This window comes from Blastococcus saxobsidens, assembly GCF_010682065.1.
Taxonomy (GTDB): Bacteria; Actinomycetota; Actinomycetes; order Mycobacteriales; family Geodermatophilaceae; genus Blastococcus; species Blastococcus saxobsidens_B.
On record NZ_JAAGWG010000006.1, the window covers coordinates 100093 to 121665 of the forward strand.

Annotated in this window: 21 protein-coding genes; 6 read left to right on the forward strand and 15 right to left on the reverse strand. The window is 73.4% G+C overall.

All coding sequences use genetic code 11. The annotated features are described in order from the left end of the window. Positions 1-31: 31 nt before the first annotated feature. A complete protein-coding gene (locus GCU60_RS04670; protein WP_163202732.1) occupies positions 32-1855 on the reverse strand; it encodes a SpoIIE family protein phosphatase in 1824 nt (607 codons plus the stop codon). A 206-nt stretch (positions 1856-2061) separates the two neighbouring features. Between GCU60_RS04670 and GCU60_RS04675 the strand changes: the two genes are divergently transcribed. Beyond that, entirely contained in the window at positions 2062-2559 is a 498-nt protein-coding gene (locus GCU60_RS04675; RefSeq protein ID WP_163202734.1) for an ATP-binding protein, read from the forward strand. After that, positions 2556-3470, forward strand: coding sequence for a SigB/SigF/SigG family RNA polymerase sigma factor (locus GCU60_RS04680; protein ID WP_163202736.1), 915 nt, complete (start codon positions 2556-2558; stop codon positions 3468-3470). Before GCU60_RS04675 ends, GCU60_RS04680 begins: the two co-directional genes overlap by 4 nt. Positions 3471-3752: 282 nt before the next feature. Here the strand turns inward: GCU60_RS04680 and GCU60_RS04685 are convergent, their stop codons facing one another. Both GCU60_RS04685 and GCU60_RS04690 read right to left on the reverse strand, forming a co-directional pair. After that, positions 3753-4967 (reverse strand): SPFH domain-containing protein, encoded by a 1215-nt coding sequence (locus GCU60_RS04685; protein ID WP_163202738.1) that lies wholly within the window; start codon positions 4965-4967, stop codon positions 3753-3755. 76 nt (positions 4968-5043) lie between these two features. After that, complete coding sequence (locus GCU60_RS04690) at positions 5044-5481, reverse strand: NfeD family protein (protein WP_163202740.1); 438 nt, start codon at positions 5479-5481, stop codon at positions 5044-5046. A gap of 110 nt (positions 5482-5591) precedes the next feature. On the opposite strand from GCU60_RS04690, the gene GCU60_RS04695 reads away from it, so the two are divergent. The 3 genes from GCU60_RS04695 (at position 5592) to GCU60_RS04705 (ending at position 8570) form a co-directional block, all read left to right on the forward strand. Further along, positions 5592-6329 (forward strand): hypothetical protein, encoded by a 738-nt coding sequence (locus tag GCU60_RS04695; protein ID WP_163202742.1) that lies wholly within the window; start codon positions 5592-5594, stop codon positions 6327-6329. 53 nt (positions 6330-6382) lie between these two features. Continuing rightward, complete coding sequence (argG, locus tag GCU60_RS04700; RefSeq protein ID WP_163202744.1) at positions 6383-7831, forward strand: argininosuccinate synthase; 1449 nt, start codon at positions 6383-6385, stop codon at positions 7829-7831. Between the two features lie 88 nt (positions 7832-7919). Beyond that, positions 7920-8570, forward strand: coding sequence for a hemerythrin domain-containing protein (locus tag GCU60_RS04705; RefSeq protein ID WP_163202746.1), 651 nt, complete (start codon positions 7920-7922; stop codon positions 8568-8570). A gap of 82 nt (positions 8571-8652) precedes the next feature. Here the strand turns inward: GCU60_RS04705 and GCU60_RS04710 are convergent, their stop codons facing one another. The 9 genes from GCU60_RS04710 to GCU60_RS04750 all read right to left on the reverse strand — a co-directional run bounded on the left by GCU60_RS04710 (position 8653) and on the right by GCU60_RS04750 (position 16009). Further along, on the reverse strand, positions 8653-9798 hold the full coding sequence (locus GCU60_RS04710; protein WP_163202748.1) for a ferrochelatase: 1146 nt from the start codon (positions 9796-9798) through the stop codon (positions 8653-8655). 67 nt (positions 9799-9865) lie between these two features. After that, complete coding sequence (gene fabI / locus GCU60_RS04715) at positions 9866-10642, reverse strand: enoyl-ACP reductase FabI (RefSeq protein WP_163202750.1); 777 nt, start codon at positions 10640-10642, stop codon at positions 9866-9868. Continuing rightward, entirely contained in the window at positions 10642-11346 is a 705-nt protein-coding gene (gene fabG, locus GCU60_RS04720; protein WP_163202752.1) for a 3-oxoacyl-ACP reductase FabG, read from the reverse strand. The genes fabI and fabG overlap by 1 nt, the downstream gene beginning before the upstream one ends. Positions 11347-11457: 111 nt before the next feature. After that, the gene (locus tag GCU60_RS04725; RefSeq protein WP_163202754.1) at positions 11458-11847 is read right to left on the reverse strand and encodes an ATP-binding protein; all 390 of its coding nucleotides are present in this window, start codon (positions 11845-11847) and stop codon (positions 11458-11460) included. Positions 11848-11852: 5 nt separating this feature from the next. After that, the gene (locus GCU60_RS04730; RefSeq protein WP_163202756.1) at positions 11853-12170 is read right to left on the reverse strand and encodes an STAS domain-containing protein; all 318 of its coding nucleotides are present in this window, start codon (positions 12168-12170) and stop codon (positions 11853-11855) included. After that, positions 12167-13720 (reverse strand): PP2C family protein-serine/threonine phosphatase, encoded by a 1554-nt coding sequence (locus GCU60_RS04735; protein WP_163202757.1) that lies wholly within the window; start codon positions 13718-13720, stop codon positions 12167-12169. The genes GCU60_RS04730 and GCU60_RS04735 overlap by 4 nt, the downstream gene beginning before the upstream one ends. A 131-nt stretch (positions 13721-13851) precedes the next feature. After that, entirely contained in the window at positions 13852-14964 is a 1113-nt protein-coding gene (locus GCU60_RS04740) for a hypothetical protein (protein ID WP_163202758.1), read from the reverse strand. Then, complete coding sequence (locus GCU60_RS04745; RefSeq protein ID WP_163202759.1) at positions 14954-15502, reverse strand: RNA polymerase sigma factor; 549 nt, start codon at positions 15500-15502, stop codon at positions 14954-14956. Before GCU60_RS04745 ends, GCU60_RS04740 begins: the two co-directional genes overlap by 11 nt. 102 nt (positions 15503-15604) lie before the next feature. Continuing rightward, the gene (locus tag GCU60_RS04750) at positions 15605-16009 is read right to left on the reverse strand and encodes a DoxX family protein (RefSeq protein WP_163202760.1); all 405 of its coding nucleotides are present in this window, start codon (positions 16007-16009) and stop codon (positions 15605-15607) included. A gap of 105 nt (positions 16010-16114) precedes the next feature. Here GCU60_RS04750 and GCU60_RS04755 point away from each other — a divergent pair, with 105 nt between their 5' ends. Next, the gene (locus GCU60_RS04755; RefSeq protein WP_163202761.1) at positions 16115-16750 is read left to right on the forward strand and encodes a trimeric intracellular cation channel family protein; all 636 of its coding nucleotides are present in this window, start codon (positions 16115-16117) and stop codon (positions 16748-16750) included. Positions 16751-16771: 21 nt separating this feature from the next. On the opposite strand, the gene GCU60_RS04760 is transcribed toward GCU60_RS04755, so the two are convergent. From GCU60_RS04760 to GCU60_RS04770, 3 genes are all read right to left on the reverse strand, one after another. Continuing rightward, the gene (locus tag GCU60_RS04760) at positions 16772-18016 is read right to left on the reverse strand and encodes a 3-deoxy-7-phosphoheptulonate synthase (RefSeq protein ID WP_163202762.1); all 1245 of its coding nucleotides are present in this window, start codon (positions 18014-18016) and stop codon (positions 16772-16774) included. A 182-nt stretch (positions 18017-18198) separates the two neighbouring features. Then, positions 18199-20619 carry a phosphoenolpyruvate synthase gene (gene ppsA, locus GCU60_RS04765; protein WP_163202763.1) on the reverse strand — a complete coding sequence of 807 codons (2421 nt, stop codon included), beginning with the start codon at positions 20617-20619 and terminating at the stop codon, positions 18199-18201. Then, positions 20619-21527, reverse strand: a complete 909-nt coding sequence (locus GCU60_RS04770) for a pyruvate, water dikinase regulatory protein (RefSeq protein WP_163202764.1) — start codon at positions 21525-21527, stop codon at positions 20619-20621. The genes ppsA and GCU60_RS04770 overlap by 1 nt, the downstream gene beginning before the upstream one ends. Between the last annotated feature and the right edge of the window lie 46 nt (positions 21528-21573).

Sequence of the window (21573 nt, forward strand, 5' to 3'; positions counted from 1 at the left end):
CCGCAAACGCTCGGCGGCACCCGGTCACACCTCAGCGCAGGTCGACCAGACCGTCGAGACCGCTGATCTCCAGCACGTGCCGGGTGACGCCACCCTCGGGCGCGTCGACCACCAGCCGCCAGCCCTCGTCCCGGGCGATACGGGCCATCGCCAGCACCACCCGCACGGCCGCGCTGCTGAACAGGCTGACCGCCGTCAGGTCCAGCTCCATGGGAGCCGCCCCGCCGTGACTGGCCTCCAGCAGCCGGATGCGCAGCTGCTCGGCGCACAGCCCGTCCACCGCGCCCCGCGCCCGCACCACCGGCCGGTCGCCCTCGCGGTCCACGACCACGTCGACGCTCTCGGTGGACCGCGGCGTCTCCAGGTCCGCGTCCGGCGTCGCCCGGAGCCGGAAGCTCAGCGTGACGGTCGTCCCGTGGTCCTCCTCCAGCGTCACGCCGTCCACCAGCTGCCGCATGATCAGCAGTCCGCGGCCACGGTCCCCCGGGTCGCGGTCCGGCGGGCGCCAGGTGCCCTCGTCGTGCACGGTCACGGTCAGCACGCCGTCGACGTCGACCCGCGCGGTCACCGACATGGGCCCGGGCTCGCTGCCGCGGTAGGCGTGCTCCGCCGCGTTCGCGCACGCCTCCCCGACGGCGACCATGACGCCGACGCGGTCCTGCTCCCCCATGCCCAGCTCGGTGAGCCAGGCGTTGATCCGCCGGCGCACGCCCGGCAACGCCTGGGGCACCGCGGTCAGGTCCAGCCGCAGCGCCTGCTGCGTCGTCGACCGCCGGTGCGCCACCAGGACGGCGACGTCGTCCAGCCAGCCCTGCGGACGGCGCACGCCCTCGGCGACGGCGTCGGCCAGGGCGCTCTGCCCGTCGGCGTCGCCGGCATCGGCGAGGACCTTGCGCGAGACCTCCGCCAGCCGCTCCAGCGACGCGGAGGGTGGCTCGTCGGTACCTGCCAGGGCCCCGTTGGAGAACAGGACCAGGGTCGCGCCCGGGGGCAGCACGTCCTCGTGGACCGGGGCGGGCGCGTCGGGCAGGCTGCCCAGCGGCGGCCGCGGGGTGACCTGGAGCCAGGCGGTGCTCCCGTCGGCACGGACGACGAGCGGTGCGGGGTGCCCGGCCGCGCTGTAGACCAGCCGCCCAGTGGCGGCGTCCAGCACGCCGTAGAACACCGACGTGCCCTCCACGTCGTCCATCTCGGCGGCGAACGCGTCGAGGCCGGCGAGGACGGCAGCGGGCTCGCTCTCCCGCAGGAGCGTCGAGCGCATGGCACCGCGCAGCCGGCTCATCGCCCCGGCCGCCGCCACGCCGTGCCCGACGGCGTCCCCGACGACCAGCGCCAGGCGCCCCTTGCCCAGCGGCACGGCATCGTACCAGTCACCCCCGGCCACCGAGCCGTCGGTCGCCCGGTGGTAGCTGCCCGAAAGCCGCAGGTCCGGCAGCATCGGCAGCGCGGCCGGCAGCAGGGCCAACTGGGCCCGGTGCAGGTCGTCGGCGCCGTCGGGACCCACGGCCTCGACGACGACGACTGCCCCCGGCTTCCCCCCGACGGTCATCGGCCGGGCGGTGACGGCGGTGGTCGGGCCGCCGCGGCCCAGGGAACCGAACATCGACTCGGCGCGACCGCTGCGCACCGCCGCCTCGACCAGTTCACCCAGCGGCCGGCCGGCCACCTCGGGCAGCCCTTCGGCATCGCCGCGCAGTTCCCGCGCCCGGGCGTTGAGCCACAGGGGCTCGGACGAGGACGACTGGAGGCAGAAGATCGCCTGCGGCGCCGACTCCAGCGCGCGCACGAGTTCGGCGGAACCCTCGTCGAGGGAACCGTCGGATGCGGGTGGCAGACTGCCGGAAGTGGCGCTCATGTCGGGCCCAGACAACAACAGGGTCCAGGCCGCGGCAACCGCGCCCTGGGTGGGAGAACCCGTGGTGAGACCCACGTTTCCCGGGGTGGGGCTGCCGGGTAACCAGCTTCCTTGGGCAGGTCGCGCCACCGGGCCGGCCCACCCGGCAGGATGCACCGCCGCGACTCGAGAGCCGAGCGCGCCGGCAACGAAGGAGCGGACGACGGATGGTCGACTCGAGGGGCACCCTCGCGCAGGACGGGCGACGCGCGGAACGACTGGAACTGCGCGTGCCCACCACGGCGACCCAGCTCCCCGCGGTCCGCGCGATGGCCGGTGACCTGGCCATGCGCATGGACTACGACCTCGACGCCGTCGAGGACCTCCGCCTTGCCGTCGACGAGGCCTGCGCCACGCTGACGACGATCGCCGAGGGCGACGCCCCGCTGACCGTCGTCTTCGAGACCACCCGCTCCGGTCTGCACATCGACGCGTGGGTGCCGACCGCCGACGGCACCGAGGTGCCCACCGACGGCTTCGGCTGGGTGGTCCTCGCCGCGCTCGTCGACTCCGTCGAGGGACGCCGCTCGACGCAGGGCGGGGTTCCGGCCGGCGACGGAAGCGACGCCTCGGTCGCCGTCATCTCGATGGACAAGTACCTGCCCGGCCAGCACCCGGTCGAGGTGGACAGCGGCTCCGGCGAGAACTATTCGGTGGCCCGGTGAGCCGGTCGGCTGCCACCGACTCGGTGGAGGAGCCGCTCGAAGCCCCCGCGGGCGTCGAGCCGACGTCACCGGCGCCCGCCGGTGACGAGCCCACTGCCGTACCGGTCGCCGACGCCCCGGCCGTCGAGCCCGACGCCCCGCCGCTGTCGGAGAACCGGAAGCGCGCCGAGCGCACCGCGCCGCTGTTCGTCGAGCTGGCCACGCTGGAGAAGGACGACCCCCGCCGGGAGCGGCTGCGGGAGATCCTGGTCGAGGAGCACCTGCCCCTCGTCCGGCACTTCGCCCGCCGGTTCAGCAATCGCGGCGAGCCGTTCGACGACCTGCTGCAGGTCGGCACCCTCGGCCTGATCGCCGCGATCGACCGGTTCGACCCGACCCGAGGCGTGGAGTTCCTGTCCTTCGCCGTGCCCACCATCACCGGTGAGATCAAGCGGCACTTCCGCGACCAGGGCTGGTCGGTGCGGGTGCCGCGCCGGCTGCAGGAGCTCCACCTGTCGCTGAACGCGGCGGTCGGCGAGCTGGCCCAGAAGAACGGCCGCGCGCCGACGCCGTCGGAGCTGGCCGAGCACCTGCGCATCCCGCGTGCCGAGGTGCTCGAGGGCCTCGCCGTGGCCAACGCCTACCGGAGCAGCTCCCTGGACGAGCGGCTCTCGGGCGAGGACGACTCCCCCACCCTGGCGGCGACGCTGGGCGAGGAGGACGCCGCGCTGGAGGGCGTGGAGTACCGGGAGTCGCTGCAGCCGCTGCTGGCCACCATCCCGGCCCGCGAGCGCCGCATCCTCATCCTGCGGTTCTTCGGCAACATGACGCAGTCGCAGATCGCCGCCGACATCGGCATCTCGCAGATGCACGTCTCCCGCCTGCTGAGCCAGACGCTGGCCAAGCTCCGCGAGGGCCTGCTCAAGGACTGAGACACTGCGGTCCTCCGGACCGCACCGCGGCCAGGAGCCGTTCCCGACCGGACATGAGCCGTAGCCCATGTCCCGGTCGGGAACCCTCCGGGCCCCGCGACCGGCCCACCGCGGCCAGGAGCCGTTCCCGGCCGGGCATGAGCCGTAGCCCATGTCCCGGTCGGGAACCCTCCGGGCCCCACGACCAGTCCACCGCGACCAGGAGCCGTTCCAGACCGGACATGAGCCGTAGCCCATGTCCCGGTCGGGAACCCTCCGGGCCCCGCGACCGGTCCGCCGATCTCAGTTCCTCGCCGGGGGCACCCCGTTGTTGTCCGGCTCGCGACCGGTCGAGATGGCGCGGGCCTCCTCGGTCACCTCGCTGAGCGGCGGCGGCGTGGGAACGTCCGGCGTCGGGATGGCGGGAGCGGTGTCGTTGATGCTCGACAGCTCGATCTTCGCCTCGGGCTGGTCGGCCGCCCGCGGCAGCTGGGACTCGAACCAGCTGCTGGTGTCGAGCCCGCCGTCCTTGGGCCCGGTCCGCCCGTCGCCCGAGGGCTCGACGTCCATCCAGGACTTGCTGCCCTCGGCGCCGCCGAGGTTGGCCAGCCCCTCCAACGCCTTGCTGAACTCGCTGGGGACGATCCACATCTTGTTGGCGTCGCCCTGCGCGATCTGCGGCAGCGTCTGCAGGTACTGGTAGGCCAGCAAGCCCTGGTCGGGCTTGCCGTCGTGGATGGCCTGGAACACCGTTTCGATGGACTTGGCCTGCCCCTGCGCCTGCAGGAAGAGGGCCGCGCGCTCACCCTCGGCGCGCAGGATCCGGCTCTGCCGCTCGGCCTCCGCCTCGAGGATCGCGGACTGCTTCTTGCCCTCCGCCGACAGGATGGCCGCGGCCTTCTCGCCCTCGGCCGTGGTGATGGCCGACTGCCGGGCGCCCTCGGCGGTCAGGATGATGGCGCGCTTGTCGCGGTCGGCGCGCATCTGCTTCTCCATCGAGTCCTGGATGGACGGCGGCGGGTCGATGGCCTTGATCTCCACGCGGGCCACCCGCAGTCCCCAGGGGCCGGTGGTGCCGTCCAGCACCGAGCGCAGCTGGCTGTTGATCCCGTCGCGGCCGGTGAGCGCGCCCTCCAGGTTCAGCCCACCGACGACGTTGCGCAGCGTCGTCGTGGTCAGCTGCTCCATGCCGGTGATGTAGTTCGCGATGCCGTAGACGGCCAGCCGCGGGTCGGTCACCTGGAAGTAGACGACCGTGTCGATGCCCACCTGCAGGTTGTCGGCGGTGATCACCGGCTGGGGCGGGAACGAGATGACCTGCTCGCGCAGGTCGATGGTCGCGCGGACACGGTCGATGAACGGCACCAGGAGCGACAGGCCCGGCGACAGCGTGCGGCTGTAGCGGCCGAGCCGTTCCACGACCTTCGCCTGGGCCTGCGGAACGATGGTCACGCTCTTGGCGATCACGAGAATCACCAGGGCGGCGATGACGAGCAGTGCGATGAGCGCCGGTTCCACGGCAGGCTCCCTTCCTCGAGGGTCGTACCGATCCTGCCCTGCCGGGTCCGCCGCGGTCAGCACCCCCGGCTGTCGTTCACTCCAGCGCGTCCCCCACGACCGCCGTCGCGCCCTCGACCTGGAGGATGCGGACGGTCGTGCCGACGGCGAAGGTCTCCCCGCCGTGCTGGCTGCGGGCGGTCCACTCGTCGGCCCCGAGCTGGATGCGCCCACCGGTGACGTCCACGTGCTGGGTGACCTTCGCCGTCCGACCGACGAGGGTGTCGACGCCGTCGAGCTGCAGCGGCGTGCGGTTGGTCAGGTGCTTGGTCGCGATGGGCCGGACCAGGACGAGGAGCAGGCCGGAGACGACGATGAAGGTGACGATCTGCAGGATGGCGGCGCCGCCCAGCAGGGCGACGGTCATCCCGCCGAGCGCGCCGCCGGCGAGCATGAGCAGCATCAGGTCGAGGGTGAGGACCTCCCCGACGGCGAGCAGACCCGCACCGATCAGCCAGAGCAGCCAGGCAGCCATGCCCGGAGTCTGGCAGACGAGTGGTCCTCGTCTCACCTCCCGTACGCCGACCTGCGGAAACAGCCATCGAGGTCCGCGGGCACGTGGCGTGCGGCCGTAGCCTCGCTGCCGTGCACGACTTCCCCGCCGGCCGGTTCGCGGTCTGGGCCACCGCCTGGCTCACCGGCCGCGTCTCCTTCGACGAGGCGCTCGACGGCATCACCGGCGACACCGCCCACCGGGTGAGCGGGCTGCCGGGCACCGACGGCGCCGTGCCTCTCGGCGAGGCGCTGGCCGGGCTGCGTGGACTCGGCGAGGGCCGGCTGCGCCTGGTGCTCCCCGCGCCCGGCGACGTCCGTGGTCTCCCCGCGGTGCCCGGCCTCGCGCCGGTGGCCCTGGAGGCAGGGCAGGCCGCCGTCGGCGACCGGATCGTCCTGGTGCCCGAACCGCTGGGGCCCGAGGTGGTGCAGTGGACGGCGTTCGCCCTGGACGGCGTCGCACCCCCGCCCCCGCCGGTCGAGGGCACCCTGCGCGCGGCGTCGGGCGCGCTGGACCTGGCGATCACCGACTCCGCCCGCACCCTGGCCGAGCTGGACCTGGCCCGGTGGCACCCCGAGGTCCCGGAGCTGCTGGCCGGGCTCGCCCGCCCACGGCCCGCGCCCGGCCTGCCCGACGGCCACGACCCGATCGCGCTGTCGATCCTCGGCCGGGCGCTGCGGGTGGCCGCCGTCCTGGACCTGGCGATGACCGATGCCCCGGGTGCGGCGGTCAACCATGCGCAGGCCGCACGGCGGGACGCGGCGCTGCGGCCCCTGGGCACGGCCGTCCGGGAGGCGGTGACGGCCGCGTACAACGCGGTCCCCCGCTGAGCGTCCGCACCCCGGTGCTGCATGGTCATGCATCGTCATGAATACTTGTGCTCGTGTCCAAGGTGCTCACTTCTCTCCCGGTCGGCGAACGCGTCGGCATCGCGTTCTCCGGCGGTCTCGACACGTCGGTCGCGGTCGCGTGGATGCGCGACAAGGGAGCGGTGCCCTGCACCTACACCGCTGACCTCGGGCAGTACGACGAGCCCGACATCGGCTCGGTGCCCGGCCGCGCCACCGCCTACGGCGCCGAGCTCGCCCGGCTGGTCGACTGCCGGGCGGCGCTGGTCGAGGAAGGCCTCGCCGCGCTGACCTGCGGCGCGTTCCACATCCGCTCCGGCGGGCGCAGCTACTTCAACACCACGCCGCTGGGCCGCGCCGTCACCGGCACCCTGCTGGTGCGGGCGATGCTCGAGGACGACGTCCAGATCTGGGGCGACGGGTCCACCTACAAGGGCAACGACATCGAGCGGTTCTACCGGTACGGGCTGCTCGCCAACCCGGGCCTGCGGATCTACAAGCCGTGGCTGGACGCGGACTTCGTCACCGAGCTCGGTGGGCGCAAGGAGATGTCGGAGTGGCTGGTCGCCCACGGCCTGCCCTACCGCGACAGCGCCGAGAAGGCCTACTCCACCGACGCCAACATCTGGGGCGCCACCCACGAGGCGAAGACGCTGGAGCACCTGGACACCGGCATCGAGACCGTCGACCCGATCATGGGCGTGCGGTTCTGGGACCCGGCGGTCGAGATCGACCCCGAGAACGTGACGATCGGCTTCTCCCAGGGCCGGCCGGTCAGCATCAACGGCCGCGAGTTCGACTCCGCCGTCGACCTGGTGAACGAGGCCAACGCCATCGGCGGCCGGCACGGCCTGGGCATGTCCGACCAGATCGAGAACCGGATCATCGAGGCCAAGAGCCGCGGCATCTACGAGGCGCCGGGCATGGCGCTGCTGCACATCGCCTACGAGCGGCTGGTCAACGCCATCCACAACGAGGACACCCTGGCCACCTACCACTCCGAGGGCCGCCGCCTCGGCCGGCTGATGTACGAGGGCCGCTGGCTGGACCCCCAGGCGCTCATGCTGAGGGAGTCCCTGCAGCGCTGGGTGGGCATGGCCGTCACCGGCGAGGTGACGTTGCGGCTGCGCCGGGGTGAGGACTACTCGATCCTCGACACCGCGGGCCCCGGGTTCAGCTACCACCCGGACAAGCTGTCGATGGAGCGCACGTCGGACTCCGCGTTCGGCCCGGTGGACCGGATCGGTCAGCTGACCATGCGCAACCTGGACATCGCCGACTCCCGCGCCCGGCTGGAGCTGTACGCGCGGATCGGCATGGTCGGCGGGGCGACGCAGGCCGCGATCGGCGCCGCGCAGGCGGCGTCCACCGGTCTCATCGACGCCTCGGAGCAGGGCGGCGCCGAGGCGATCGCCTCCCGCGGCACGGTCTCCAAGCACGACGAGCTGCTCGACCGCGCCGCGATGGAGTCCGGCACCGACTGAGCGAGGCACCGACCGGCGCGCTGCGGCGGACCGGGCGGCGGGGCCGAAAGCCCCTCCCGCTGTTCGCGGGAGTCGCTAGCGTTCCGGCATGACCGAGCAGATGACGATGAACCGGGTCATCCACGCCGCGGTTCGACGGGACCTGCAGCGGTTGTCCGCAGCGCTCGACGACTGGAGGGACGGCGACCGCGCCCGCGGCGGTGAGCTCGAGCGGGCCTTCGGCTACCTCCGGGCGGAGCTCACCCACCACCACGAGAGCGAGGACACCCACGTCTGGCCGATGCTGGCCTCGGTGGGCGTGGACCGGGAGCTGCTCGACACGATGGAGTCCGAGCACGAGGCGATGGCCGACGCCCTGGGCCGGACATCCGCGGCGCTGGGCGCGCTCGCGCGGACCGGCTCGGTCGCCGACGCCGCCGCGGCGAGCGCGAGCGTGGGCCGGACGCAGGAGATCACCGAGCAGCACCTCCGGCACGAGGAGGACGAGCTGGAGCCGCTGCTCGCACCGCACCACGACTCACCCGCGTGGAAGGCCGTGGAGAGGAGGCTGCGCAGCCGCCCGCTCGGCGAGACCGGGCGCTTCTTCGCCTGGCTCACCGACGGCATGGCCGAACCGGAGCGACAGTTTCTCCGGTCGACCGTCCCGCCACCGGTCATCTACGTGCTCAGTCAGGGGTTCGGGCGGGGCTACCGCCGCGAGGTGGCGCCGCTGTGGCGGACGCCTACCTCGCGGGGGTGACGCTCTGGGAGTCGAGCCCACGCACTACGGGCCGTGCAGCACTCGCGGAGCCCGGGGAGCACCCCCAGACCGCGCGGGCCCGTCAGGCGGTGGGGCGGGGCGGGCGCGGCGGGACGAAACAGCAGGACGCCGGGCAGTTGGTGCCCAGGCGCGGCTCGCCCCCGGCCCGGCGCTCGGCCAGCAGCCCGACCAGCGAGCGCACGAAGTCCGGGTGCGTGCCCGCCGTCGCCGCCCGCGCGAAGGCCAGTCCCAGCTCCTCGGCGGTCTCCTTGGCCTCGTTGTCGAGGTCCCAGATGACCTCGAGGTGGTCGCTGACGAAGCCGACCGGGAACAGGACGACGGCCCGCTCCCCCGCCCGCGCCAGCGCCTTGAGGTGGTCGTTGACGTCGGGCTCCAGCCACGGCACCGACGGCGGGCCCGACCGGCTCTGCCACACCAGGTCGAAGTCGCGGCCATGCGCCACGAGGTCGACGACCTGGCGGGCGGCAGCCTGCAGCTCCAGCTCGTAGGCGTGCCCCTCGGGCCCGGCGACGGCGGCCATCGAGTCGGGGATGCTGTGCGCGGTGGCGACAAGCCGGGCGCCGTCCCGCAGGCCCTCAGGCAGCTCGGCGAGCGCGGCCGCGAGCGCGTCGGCGTTGGCCCGCACGAAGCCCTCGGCGTCGAAGTAGTGCGGCAGCTTCTCGGCGGTCGGCCCGCCCGCGGCACCGGCGTCGCCGGTCATCGCGGCCCGCGCCCGGGCGATGTCCTCGTGGTACTGCCGGCAGCCGGAGAACGAGGCGTACGCCGAGGTCGCGAGGACGTAGGCGTGCTGGATGCCGTCGCCGGCCATCTGCTGCCAGACGTCCTCGACGTAGGGCGCCCAGTTGCGGTTGCCCCAGTAGACCGGCAGGTCTACCCCGGCCGCCCGGAGCTGCCCCTCCAGCGCGGCGAGCAGCGCCTTGTTCTGGTCGTTGATCGGACTGACGCCGCCGAAGTGGTGGTAGTGCTCGGCCACCTCCTCCAGCCGCTCCCGAGGGATGCCGCGACCACGGGTGACGTTCTCCAGGAACGGCATGACGTCCTCGTGACCCTCGGGACCGCCGAAGGACAGCAGGAGCAGCGCCTCACGGCGCCCGGCCGGGGCGGGGGCGGACGACGGCTCGAGGCCGCCGTTGTTGCGGACTGCGAGCGAAGGGTCCTCGTCGGGACGCTGACCGGCAGGGGTGATGTCGACGATGGCGCGGGGCACGTGTGTTCTTCCTGTTGCGGGGCGTTGCTGGATGCACTCACACGCCGACGGCGTGGCTCTACGACCTTCACACGCCTACGGCGTGGAATCCCCCGTCGACGTGGAGGATCTCGCCGGTGGTGGCCGGGAACCAGTCTGACAAGAGCGCGACCACGGCCTTGCCGGCGGGCTCGGTGTCGGTCACCGACCAGCCGAGCGGTGCGCGCCCCTCCCAGGCCTCCTCGAACTGCTTGCTGCCGGGGATGGACTTCATGGCCATGCTGCGCAGCGGGCCGGCGGCGACGATGTTGGACCGGACGCCCTCGGGCCCGAGCTCACGCGCCACGTAGCGGGAGGTCGACTCCAGCGCGGCCTTGGCCGCGCCCATCCAGCCGTAGACGGGCCAGGCGACGGAGGCGTCGAAGGTGAGCCCGACGACCGACGAGGGGTTGGCGAGCAGCGGCCGGCAGGCCTGGGTGAGCGAGGCGTAGGACCAGGCCGACACCTGGAAGGCGGTGGCGGCGTGCTCCCAGGCCACCTCGGGGAACCCCTCCCCCATCGCCTCCTGCGGCGCGAAGCCGATGGAGTGCACGACGCCGTCCAGCGAGTCGAAGCCCTGCTCGCGCAGCCGGTCGGCCAGCGAAGCCAGGTGCTCGGTGTTCGTGACGTCCAGCTCGACGACGGCGGCCTCCTGCGGCAACCGCTTGGCGATCCGCGTGCACAGCGACAGCGCACGGCCGAAGTTCGAGAGGACGACGGTGGCGCCCTGCTCCTGGGCCAGCCGGGCGGTCGCGTACGCGATCGACGCCTCCGTCAGGACGCCGGTGATCAGGACCTTCTTGCCGTCGAGAATCCCGCCACTCATCAGTGCCCCATCCCCAGTCCGCCGTCGACCGGGACGACCGCCCCGGTGATGTAGCCGGCCGCGTCGCTCGCCAGGAAGCGGACGACACCGGCGATCTCCTCCGCCGAGGCGTACCGCCCCAGCGGCACCTGCCCCAGGATCTCCTTCTGCCGGGCCTCCGGCAGCTCCGCGGTCATGTCCGTCGTCACGAAGCCCGGTGCCACCACGTTCGCGGTGATGTTCCGGCTGCCCAGCTCCCGGGCGATGGACCGCGCCAGCCCGACCAGCCCCGACTTGCTCGCCGCGTAGTTCGCCTGACCGGCCGAGCCCAGCAGGCCGACGACCGAGGACACGAACAGCATCCGCCCGCTGCGGGCCCGCACCATCTTCGCCGTGGCCCGCTTGGCCACCCGGTAGGCGGCGGTCAGGTTGGCGTCGACGACGTCGGTGAAGTCCTCTTCCTTCATCCGCATCAGGAGGCCGTCCCGGGTGATCCCGGCGTTGCTGACCAGGACCTCGACCGGGCCCTGGTGCTCCTCGACCTCGCTGAACGCGCGGTCGACGTCCTCGCTGCTGGTGACGTCGCACCGCACCCCGAACAGCCCGTCGGGCGCGCCGCTGCCGCGGTGGGTGACGGCCACCGAGTCGCCCTGCTCGGCGAAGGAGCGGGCGATCGCCAGTCCGATCCCCCGGTTGCCACCGGTCACCAGAACCGATCTGCCCACGTGCCACTCCCCTGCGCCGACGACCCGGTGTCCCGTCGAACCTATCCCCTGGTCGCAGGTCACACCGCCTACCGGCCAGTACGGCCGGCGCGCACGGGCGGTCCCCTCGCGTCAGGAGGCGACGGGGGTGAAGTCCAGCTCGAACCAGACCGTCTTCTCGTCGGCGTGCCGGCGGCGTCGCGCCCCCCACCGGTCGGCCAGCAGGCTGACCAGCTGCATCCCGCGGCCGCTCTCGGCCGTGACGGCGGGCGTCCGCAGCACCGGCAGCCCGGAGCTGGTGTCGGTCACCCCGACCCACAGCCGGCCCTCCTCCGGGAAGGTCTGCACCTCCACCACGAACTCGTTCCCGCCGGCGTGCCGCACGGCGTTCGTGGCCAGCTCGGAGACCAGCAGGCCGGCCGTCTCGCACAGCCCGGCCGGCGCGCTGTCGAGCTCGGCGGTCACGTAGCTGCGAGCGGCCGGGATCGAGTCGGGGAAGGAGCCGAACCTGCGGGAGGGCACGGCCCTCACCCCTCGCCCAGCCCGAAGCGGCCGGCGAGGCCGAGGACCTCCAGCACCCGCCGGACCGGCTCGGCGGCCCCTCGGGTCCGCACCGTGCCGAAGTGGTTGGCGATGCGGATCAGCAGGGAGACGCCGGTGGAGTCCAGGAACGTCAGATCATCCAGCGCCAGGACGACCGGCTGCCGCGGTAGCGCGAAGACGTCGTCGAGGGCGGGTGCCAGACCGGGCAGGCCGGCCAGATCGAGCTCGCCGCGCAGCACGAGCACCAGCCCGCCCTCGGGCTCGTGGGTGATCGCGAGCGCGGCCCGCGCAGGATCAGTCATCCCCACCGCACCCCCAGCAGCACCGTGTCGTCCTTGTTGCCGGGGCTCACGAGCGCTCCCAGCAGGTCGTCCAGCATCCCGTCCAGCGGCCGGGACACGACCCCACCGGCAGCGGTGCGCAGCCGGTCCAGGCCCGTGTCGATCGTCTCCCCGCGCCGCTCCACAGCGCCATCGGTGAAGGCGAGCATCGTGGCCGCGGACGTCACCGGGACGGTCACGGCGGAGTCGGCGACCGACGGCGAGACGCCGACCGGCGTCCCGACGGGGCAGTCCACCAGCATGACCTCGCCGTCGGCGAGCAGGGCGGGCGGGAAGTGCCCGGCCGACACCAGCCGCAGCCGTCCCGCGGGCACGTCCAGGTCGCCCAGCAGCACGGTGGCGAACTGGTGGTCGGTCTCGATGTCGAGCAGGCCGCGCAGCCGGGCCAGCACGTCCTCGATGGTGTGCCCCTCGGCCAGGTAGGCGCGGACGGCGAAGCGGAGGGCGGCCATCGTGGTGGCGGCGGGCAGGCCACGTCCGGAGATGTCGCCGACGACGAAGACGCAGCTGCCCGGTCCGCGGCCGATGACGTCGAACCAGTCGCCACCGACCTGCAGCTCGTCCTCACCCGCCACGTAACGGGCGGCGACCTCGAGCCCGGGGAGCTCGGGCACCGCGGGCAGCAGCGCGTGCTGCAGGGTGCCGGCGATGCCGCGCTGCTGGCGGTAGAGCCGGTCGTTCTCGGCGGCCAGCCGCTCGGCCTCGGCGCGCCGGCGGGAGACGAACTCGAACGTCGCCGCGCCACCGAGGGCCAGCAGGCCGCCGACGCCGAGCACGACCCAGGGCAGCGCGGCCGACTGGATCCCGGTCAGGGGGCCCTGCGACGCGCCGACGATGGTCAGCGTGCTGTTCCCGAACGGCACGGACGTGGTCTCGGTGCGGCCCTCGATCGGGACGGGCGCCGTCGCCTGCAGCAGTTGCTCCGGGGCGGCGTCCTCCCCCAGGTAGAGCCCGAGGTCCAGGCCCGCCAGCGGCGACCCCTCTGCAGGCTCCACGCGGCCGTTCGGGGCGAGGGGCGCCTCGCCGTAGACGACGAAGTCGGTGTTGTCCTCCCCCGGCATGAGCCCGTAGGCCAGCCGCCTCGGCTCACCGGGCAGGATCCCGAACATCACCAGCCGGCCGTCGGGCTCCAGCTCGGTCAGCCGGTCCGCCCCACCGTCGGGCAGGAGCGGCGGGACACCCTGCAGGGCGACCTGCTCCATGTCGTCGCCGTCGACCCGCCACAGCGAGAGCGACTGCCCCGTCTCGGTCAGCTGCCGGTCGGCGAACGCGGCGAACGCCGACGGGTTCCCGTCGGTGGCGACCGCCACCTGCCCGATGTCGGCCAGCTGCACCTGCAGGACGGTGGCCTGGCTGCCCAGCAGGGTGCCGACCTGGGCCAGCTGCCGCCGCAGCAGGTTCTCCTCGCTCTCGGCGTGCGCCAGCCACGCGAGAAAGCTGAGGGCCGCGGTGATCAGCAGGAGCACGACCCCGACGAGGATGCTGAGCCTGCGCGGCGCCGAGGTGACCATGACCGGGTCAAGCTAGCCCGACTCGGCAGGGACCGCCCGGGACGCGCCGCGCTCGTGCCGGGCGACCCGGCCCGCGGGCCGGCGCACCCGCGGCCCCGGCCTGCCGGCGCGGTCACCGGGACGAGTCGTCCTCAGGGGGTGTAGGTGACCTGCTCGGCGATGGCGAGCAGTTGCTCCTGCGTCACGTCCTGCGGCGCCACCAGCAGGAACATGGGCCCGTCGGGGAACTGCCCGACGAGACGCCAGAAGTCGGGGTCCCCCTCCACGAGCGCCAGCCGGGCCTCCAGCCCCTTCACCGTCACCGGCACCGCGGGGCCCACCGAATCCTCCCCGAGGAGTGCCGTGTCGATCGTCAGACCGCCTTCCCGGCCGATCAGGCTGAGTCGCAGCAGCTGCTGAGGATCGGTGTCGCTGACCAGGTCGAGGCTGCGGCTCTCCTCGTAGCCGCCGATCGACCACCCCGCCGGCGCCAGACCGAACTGCAGGCCCACCGGCTGCGGTCGGTCGACGATCGACTCCGCCACGGCCCGCGCCGCCTCGGTCCCGCCGTAGGCGCCCTCGCCCAGCACCTGCGACCACCGGCCGTCCGGGCGTTCCCACAGCAGGGTCACGTACCCGTCGCCCTGACGGACCTCGGCTGTCGCGCCGTCGACGCCCACGGTTCCGGTCACCGGCCCGTCCACCGACCACCCGGAGTCGGGCCACGCACGCGGGTCGTCCGGGAACAGACGCACGAGGAACCGGTCGCCGTCCTCGGACGAGTAGTCGGCGGAGAAGACCAGCGGCTGCCCCGGGTAGAAGGCCACGCCGCCCCACCGGCTGAACGTGGGCGTGAGTCCCTCCGGAACCGGGTCGACCGACAACGGGAAGGTGACCGCCTCGGCGGCGACCAGCCTGATGCCCTCGACCGGTGCCTCGATGCCCACGCTGGGCGTCGGACTCGCCTGTCGCGGGCCCGGCCGGTCGGGTGTGTCGACCACGACGGCTGCGGTCCACGCCGCGGCGATCACGAGCAGGCCGGCGCCGGCACGGGCGAGGAGCTTCCGGCTCGGGCGCCGACGCCGTGGACGCACGCGGGCGCCCCGCGCGTCGGCCACCAGCTGCCGGGCGGCGACGACGGACGCCGGCTCGTCGGCGTCGACCCGCAGTACCGCGAGGAAGTCGTCGGGCAGGGCCGGCAGATCGGCGTCCCGGACCCCGGCGGCAGCCGCGAGGCGGTCGTCCAGCTCTCGGTCAGTGCTCATCGGAGGTCTCCTCGGGGGATGCAGGGGTGTCGAGTGCCGCGCGGAGGCGGCCGCGGGCGCGGTGCAGGCGCACGCGCGCGGTGCCGGCGGTCAGGCCGAGGGCAGCGGCCACCTGTGCGGGCGTCAGGCCCTCCCAGGCGATGAGGGCGAGGAGTTCGCGGTCCTCCTCCGACAGCGTCGCGAGCGCCGCGCGTACCCGCCGGGCGTCGGCCGACTGCTCGTGCAGGGCGGCGGGGTCCGGCACGGCGCCAGGGGTGAACGCGCCGGCCAGCCGCTCGCCCAGCCGGCCGGCCCGGTCGCTGCTGCGCAGGGAGTTGGCCAGGCAGTTGCGGGCGATGCCGAACAGCCACGGGCGGGCGTCGCCGGGATCCGGCGGCATGTCGGCGCGGCGCCGCCAGGCGGTCGCGAAGGTCTCGGCGACGACGTCCATCGCGTCCTCCCGGGACGCCGCCCGCCGCAGCGCGTAGCCCAGCACCGCGGTGCCCGAGCTCCGGTAGACCTCCTCGAAGAGGTCGCCCCTCCCCGGGGCACCGGTCATGGGTTGCGGCCCTTGCATCGCGATCACGTGGAGTACATGTCCGGTCGCGGCCGATCGTTACAGGACGACCGGGCACCCGCGGCTCAGCGCACCCCGCGGACGTCAGTCGTGCCGGGTGCGGCGGCGCAGCCAGCCTCCGCCGTACAGCGCCCAGAGCACCAGCAGCGGCTGGAAGAACAGCCGGACCAGGCGCTTGCGGTCGGTGTCGAGACCGAAGGCGTCGGTGCCCTCCAGGTACTGCGCGACGTTGCCGGGGAAGATCAGCACGAAGAACGCCGCCAGCAGCGCGCCGATCAGCCGACGCTTCCTCGGCAGCGCGAGGAACGACGCGCCCAGCGCGATCTCGACGACCCCCGAGCCGAGCACCGTGAGGTCCTCGTCGAGGGGGAACCAGGCCGGCACCTGCGCCCGGAACTCCTCCCGCTGGACCGTGAGGTGCAGCGTGCCCGCCCCCACCATGGCTGCGCCCAGGAGCAGGCGGGCGGCGGTACGGGCGGCGGCGGGCATACCGGCACCGTAGACGGCCGGTCCGGTGCCGGACGGGGACCGCCGGTCGGGCAGAGTGGGCCGGCCGCGACTCCCGCGTCCGGCAGGGAGGAACCCAGAAGTCACATGCCCACCACGGCGCTGCTGATCCTGGATCTCGTGGGCACGTTCGCCTTCGCGCTCAACGGGGCCCTGATCGCCGTCCGGTCGACCCGGCTCGACATCGTCGGCGTCATCACGCTCGGCATGATCACCGCGCTCGGCGGCGGCACGATCCGCGACGTCCTGCTCGGGGCCCTGCCACCGGCCACCTTCGTGGACTGGCGGTACCTGGCGGTGGCTGCCGCCGGCGGGCTGATCGCCTTCTTCACCGGGCACTACCTGGAGCGGATCTACGGCGCGATCAACGTCCTGGACGCCGCCGGGCTGGGCCTGTTCGCCGTCACCGGCGCGCTCAAGGCGCTCGACCTCGGCTTCGGCCCGGCCCAGGCGGTCGTCGTCGGCGGGATCACCGGGGTGGGCGGCGGCACGCTGCGCGACGTGCTCATCCGCCAGGTCCCGTCGGTGCTGAGCAGCGGGTTGTACGCGGTGCCGGCGATCGTCGGGGCGACCGCCGTCGTCGTCGTCGAACTGCTCGACGTCCGTGGCGCGATCGCCACGGTGGGGGCCGCCGTCCTGTGCTTCGCCATCCGGATGCTGGGGGTGCACTTCGACGTGAACGCGCCCTTCCCGCCGGGCCGCAGGTGGCACGAGCAGGAGTGAGCGCTCAACCGAGCGCGCCGGTCACCCTCGTCCGGCGCCTGCCCGCCGCGCCCGGGACGCCGCGGCGAGCTCGGCGAACAGCGCCTCGGTGGTCGGCAGGTCGACGCAGGCGTCGGTGACGCTCTTGCCGTACTCGAGCGCCTCCGGGTGCCGCTGGTCGAGGTCCTGCCGCCCGGCGACCAGGTTGCTCTCGATCATCACGCCGCGGATCGCCCGCTCGCCGCCGGCGATCTGCCCCGCGAGGTCGCGCACGACGTCGATCTGGCGCAGGTGGTTCTTCTGGCTGTTGCCGTGCGAGGCGTCGACCACCAGCACCTCGGGCAGCCCGCGCGCGGCCAGCTTCTGCCGGGTCTCGGCGATGTGCGCCGCGGAGTAGTTGGGCCCGTCCTTGGTGCCGCGCAGGATCACGTGCCCGGTCTCGTTGCCCGTCGTCGACAACTGGGCGCTCACGCCGTGCTGGTCGACGCCGAGGAACTCGTGCGGCGCCCGCGCGGCGACGACCGCCTGGATCGCGGAGTCGACGCTGCCCTCCGGCGAGTTCTTGAAGCCGACGACGGAGGAGAAGCCCGACACCCGCTCGCGCGCGGTCTGGTCGGTGACGTTGCGGGCGCCGACACCGTTGTAGGTGATCAGCCCGTCGACGTACTGCGGGGTGAGCGCGTTGAGCGGTTCGGCCGCCACGGGCACGCCCTGCTCGGTGATCCGGCACATGAGCATCCGGGTGGCCACCAGCCCGACGCTGATCCGGCTGGAGCCGTCGAGGAACGGGTCGTAGGCGAAGCCCTTCCAGTCGACCTCGGTGCGCGGCTTCTCGGTGTAGGTCCGCATGAGGATCTCGAGGTCCTCGCCGTGCCGCTCGCGCATGCGCGCGAGGAAGCCGGCGTACTCCAGCGCCGCGGCCGGGTCGTGGATCGAGCACGGGCCGGCGATGACGGCCAGCCGCTCGTCGGCGCCGGCCACGATGTCGGCCGCGGCCTGCCGCCCCGCCTGGGTCGTGCCCAGCGACTCCTTCGACAGCGGCACGACGGTGGCGACGGCGGCCGGCGTGACGACGACGCTCAGCCCCGTGATCCGGGTGTTCGCCAGGCCCGGGAGCTCGGCCGGCTCCGGCTGCGCGACACCGAGCCGTTCCCGGACCTCCGGCAGAAGCTCGGTCAGCGTGGCGTCGATCTGCGCGTTCACCCGGGTCTGCACCTCGACCAGCAGGTCGGCGATCTGCGTCGCGGTCCCGAGGATGTCGTCCACGGGAGCGGTCGGCTCGTCCATCGTCACGGTTCTCCAGCAGCTCGGCGGTGCCGGTCCCGGTCGGGATCCCGGCCCGCACAGCATGGCCGGGGCGGTTGCCCGGGACGCCACGCACCCCCCCGGCCGCGCCTCCCGGAGACCTCGGCCGGGCAGTTCCGGACCGGGCCGGCCCCGCACGCGCGGTGCCGGCCCGGTCCGGTGCCTCAGGACGCGGGCGCCGTCTTCGCCAGGTGCAGCCAGGTGTCGACGACCGTGTCGGGGTTCAGCGACATCGACTCGATCCCCTGCTCCACCAGCCACTGGGCGAGGTCGGGGTGGTCGCTCGGGCCCTGACCGCAGATGCCGACGTACTTGCCCCGCTCCAGGCAAGCCTTGATCGCCATTTCGAGCAGGGCGAGCACCGCCGGGTCGCGCTCGTCGAAGCCACCGGCGACCAGGGCGGAGTCGCGGTCGAGCCCCAGCGTCAGCTGGGTCATGTCGTTCGAGCCGATGGAGAAGCCGTCGACGTGCTCCAGGAAGTCACCGGCCAGCAGCGCGTTGGACGGCAGCTCGCACATCATGACCACGGAGAGGTCGTTCTCCCCGCGGCGCAGGCCGTGCTCGCCGAGCAGCCGGACGACGCCCTCGATCTCGGCCACGGTACGGACGAACGGGATCATGATCTTGACGTTGGTCAGGCCCATCTCGTCGCGGACGTAGCGCAGCGCCTCGCACTCCATGGCGAAGCACTCGGCGAAGTCGGCCGACAGGTACCGCGAGGCGCCGCGGTAGCCGATCATCGGGTTCTCCTCGTGCGGCTCGTAGGCCTCACCGCCCAGGAGGTTGGCGTACTCGTTGGATTTGAAGTCGCTCATCCGCACGATCACCGGCTCGGGCGCGAACGCCGCGGCGATCATCGAGACGCCCTCGGCGACCCGCTGCACGAAGAAGTCCCGCGGCGAGGGGTAGGCGACGATCCGCTCCTCGATCTGCCGCTTGAGCTTCCCCTCGAGCTGGTCGAGCTCGAGCAGCGCGCGCGGGTGGATCCCGATCTGCCGGTTGATGATGAACTCCAGCCGGGCGAGCCCCACCCCGGCGTGCGGCAGCCGGGAGAAGGCGAAGGCCTGCTCCGGCGTCCCGACGTTCATCATGATCTTGGTGGGGATCTCCGGCATCGAGTCCAGCTCCGTCTCGGCCACCTCGAAGCCGACCTCGCCGGCGTAGACGAAGCCGGTGTCGCCCTCCGCGCAGGAGACGGTGACCGGGTCGCCGTCGGACAGCGCCCGCGTGGCGGTCCCGGTCCCGACGACGGCGGGGATGCCGAGCTCCCGGGCGATGATCGCCGCGTGGCAGGTCCGCCCGCCGCGGTTGGTGACGATGGCCGAGGCCCGCTTCATGATCGGTTCCCAGTCGGGGTCGGTCATGTCGGCGACGAGGACGTCCCCGGCGGTGAAGGAGTCCATCTGGTCGATGTCGTCGAGCACCCGGACGGTGCCGGCGCCGATCTTCTGGCCGATCGCCCGCCCCTCGACGACGACGTCGCCGCTGCCGGTCAGCCGGTACCGCTCGGTGGTGTTGCCGGAGCGGGACTGCACGGTCTCCGGGCGCGCCTGGAGGACGTACAGCTGACCGGTCAGCCCGTCCTTGCCCCACTCGATGTCCATCGGGCGGCCGTAGTGCTCCTCGATCCGCAGCGCCTGGCGGGCGAGCTCGAGGACCTCGGCGTCGGTCAGCGAGAGGAGCCGGCGCTGCGCGGGGTCGACGTCGACGAACTCCGTCGTCCGGCCCACCTCGGCGTGCTCGGTGTAGACCATCTTGGTGGCCTTCTCCCCCACGCCCCGCTTGAGGATCGCCGGGCGCCCGGCGGCCAGCGCGGGCTTGTAGACGTAGAACTCGTCGGGGTTGACCGCGCCCTGCACGACGCCCTCGCCGAGGCCGTAGGCCGAGGTGATGAAGACGGCGTCGCGGAACCCGGACTCGGTGTCCATGGTGAACATGACGCCCGAGGCGCCGACGTCGGAGCGCACCATCCGCTGCACCCCCGCCGACAGGGACACCGCCTCGTGGTCGAAGCCGTGGTGCACCCGGTAGGCGATCGCCCGGTCGTTGTAGAGCGAGGCGTAGACCTCGCGGACGGCCTGCAGCACCGCGTCGATGCCGCGCACGTTGAGGAACGTCTCCTGCTGCCCGGCGAAGGAGGCGTCCGGCAGGTCCTCGGCGGTGGCGCTGGAGCGGACGGCGAAGGAGGCCTCCGCGTCGTTCCCGGCAAGCGTCTCGTAGGCCTTGCGGATGTCGGCCTCCAGGGCCGGCGGGAAGGGCTGCTCGACCACCTCGCGGCGGATCTCCTCACCGGCGGCGGACAGCGCCCGGACGTCGTCGGTGTCCAGCCCGCGCAGCCGCTCGGCGATCCGTCCCGCCAGGCCCGTGTCGCCCAGGAAGCGCTGGTAGGCCGCGGCCGTGGTCGCGAAGCCGTCGGGCACGCTCACCCCGGCGTCGGCGAGGTGGGAGATCATCTCGCCGAGCGAGGAGTTCTTCCCGCCCACCACCTCGAGGTCCGCCAGCCCGAGCTCCGCGAACCAGCGGACGTTGTCGCCGTCGTCGGGCGTGCCCCCGGTCGGTACCCCGGACGCGGTGTCGGTGCTCATCAGCGGTTGGTCCTTCCTCGGTGGAGGTCGTGGCCGGACTGCGCGCGCGCGAGGCTGCGCCGTTGCCGGGCCAGGGTCTGGATCACGACGGCGGCGATCTCCTCCACGGAGGCCGCCGAGGTGTCCACGGTGGGCAGATCATGCCTGTCGTACATCGCCGACGCCCGGCGCAGCTCGAAGCGGCACTGCTCTTCCGAGGCATACCGGGAGTCCGGGCGCCGCTCCTGCCGGACCCGGCTGAGGCGGGCCACCGTGGTGGTCAGCCCGAAGCAGCGGTCGGCCAGGTCGCGGACCGGGCGCGGCAGGTCGGTGGTCTCCAGGTCCTCGTCGACGAGCGGGTAGTTGGCCACGAACAGGCCGTGCTGCAGGGCCAGGTACATGGCGGTCGGCGTCTTGCCGCACCGCGACGGCGCCAGCAGGACGACGTCGGCCCGGTCCAGGCCGCGGGGGCTCAGCCCGTCGTCGTGCTCGATGGCGAACTCGATCGCCGCCATCCGGTCGTTGTAGCGGCGCACGTCACCCAGCCCGTGCAGCCGCCGGGCCTCACGCAGGCCGCGGGCGCCGAGCTGGGCCTCCACGCGGTCCATGTGCAGCCCGAAGAAGTCGATGATCGGGGCCTTGGTCCTCATCAGCTCCGCCCGCACCTCGTCGACGGCGGCGGTGGTGAAGACCAGCGGGGCGACCGGCCCGGCCATCACCTCGTCGAGCTGGGCCACCACCTCGCGCGCCTCCTCGACCGAGGAGATGAACGGGATCACGGTGCGCTCGAAGCGCACGTCCGGGAACTGGATGAGCAGCGCGTTGCCCATCGTCTCGGCGCTGATCCCGGTGCTGTCGGACAGGAAGAACACCGGGACGACGACCTCGTCGTCGCCCTCGGTCGCGGGACCCGGGGGGCGCTCGGTCAACGGGCGCCCCCCGCGGGGTTCCCGGCGTCCCGCCGTCGTGGATCGG

Bases quoted from the DNA above. Each gene is read 5' to 3' on its own strand.
- GCU60_RS04670 (WP_163202732.1), bottom strand. From the start codon at position 1,855: ATGAGCGCCACTTCCGGCAGTCTGCCACCCGCATCCGACGGTTCCCTC.
- GCU60_RS04675 (WP_163202734.1), top strand. From the start codon at position 2,062: ATGGTCGACTCGAGGGGCACCCTCGCGCAGGACGGGCGACGCGCGGAA.
- GCU60_RS04690 (WP_163202740.1), bottom strand. From the start codon at position 5,481: ATGGCTGCCTGGCTGCTCTGGCTGATCGGTGCGGGTCTGCTCGCCGTC.
- GCU60_RS04705 (WP_163202746.1), top strand. From the start codon at position 7,920: ATGACCGAGCAGATGACGATGAACCGGGTCATCCACGCCGCGGTTCGA.
- fabI (WP_163202750.1), bottom strand. From the start codon at position 10,642: ATGAGTGGCGGGATTCTCGACGGCAAGAAGGTCCTGATCACCGGCGTC.
- GCU60_RS04730 (WP_163202756.1), bottom strand. From the start codon at position 12,170: ATGACTGATCCTGCGCGGGCCGCGCTCGCGATCACCCACGAGCCCGAG.
- GCU60_RS04735 (WP_163202757.1), bottom strand. From the start codon at position 13,720: ATGGTCACCTCGGCGCCGCGCAGGCTCAGCATCCTCGTCGGGGTCGTG.
- GCU60_RS04740 (WP_163202758.1), bottom strand. From the start codon at position 14,964: ATGAGCACTGACCGAGAGCTGGACGACCGCCTCGCGGCTGCCGCCGGG.
- GCU60_RS04745 (WP_163202759.1), bottom strand. From the start codon at position 15,502: ATGACCGGTGCCCCGGGGAGGGGCGACCTCTTCGAGGAGGTCTACCGG.
- GCU60_RS04750 (WP_163202760.1), bottom strand. From the start codon at position 16,009: ATGCCCGCCGCCGCCCGTACCGCCGCCCGCCTGCTCCTGGGCGCAGCC.
- GCU60_RS04755 (WP_163202761.1), top strand. From the start codon at position 16,115: ATGCCCACCACGGCGCTGCTGATCCTGGATCTCGTGGGCACGTTCGCC.
- GCU60_RS04760 (WP_163202762.1), bottom strand. From the start codon at position 18,016: ATGGACGAGCCGACCGCTCCCGTGGACGACATCCTCGGGACCGCGACG.
- ppsA (WP_163202763.1), bottom strand. From the start codon at position 20,619: ATGAGCACCGACACCGCGTCCGGGGTACCGACCGGGGGCACGCCCGAC.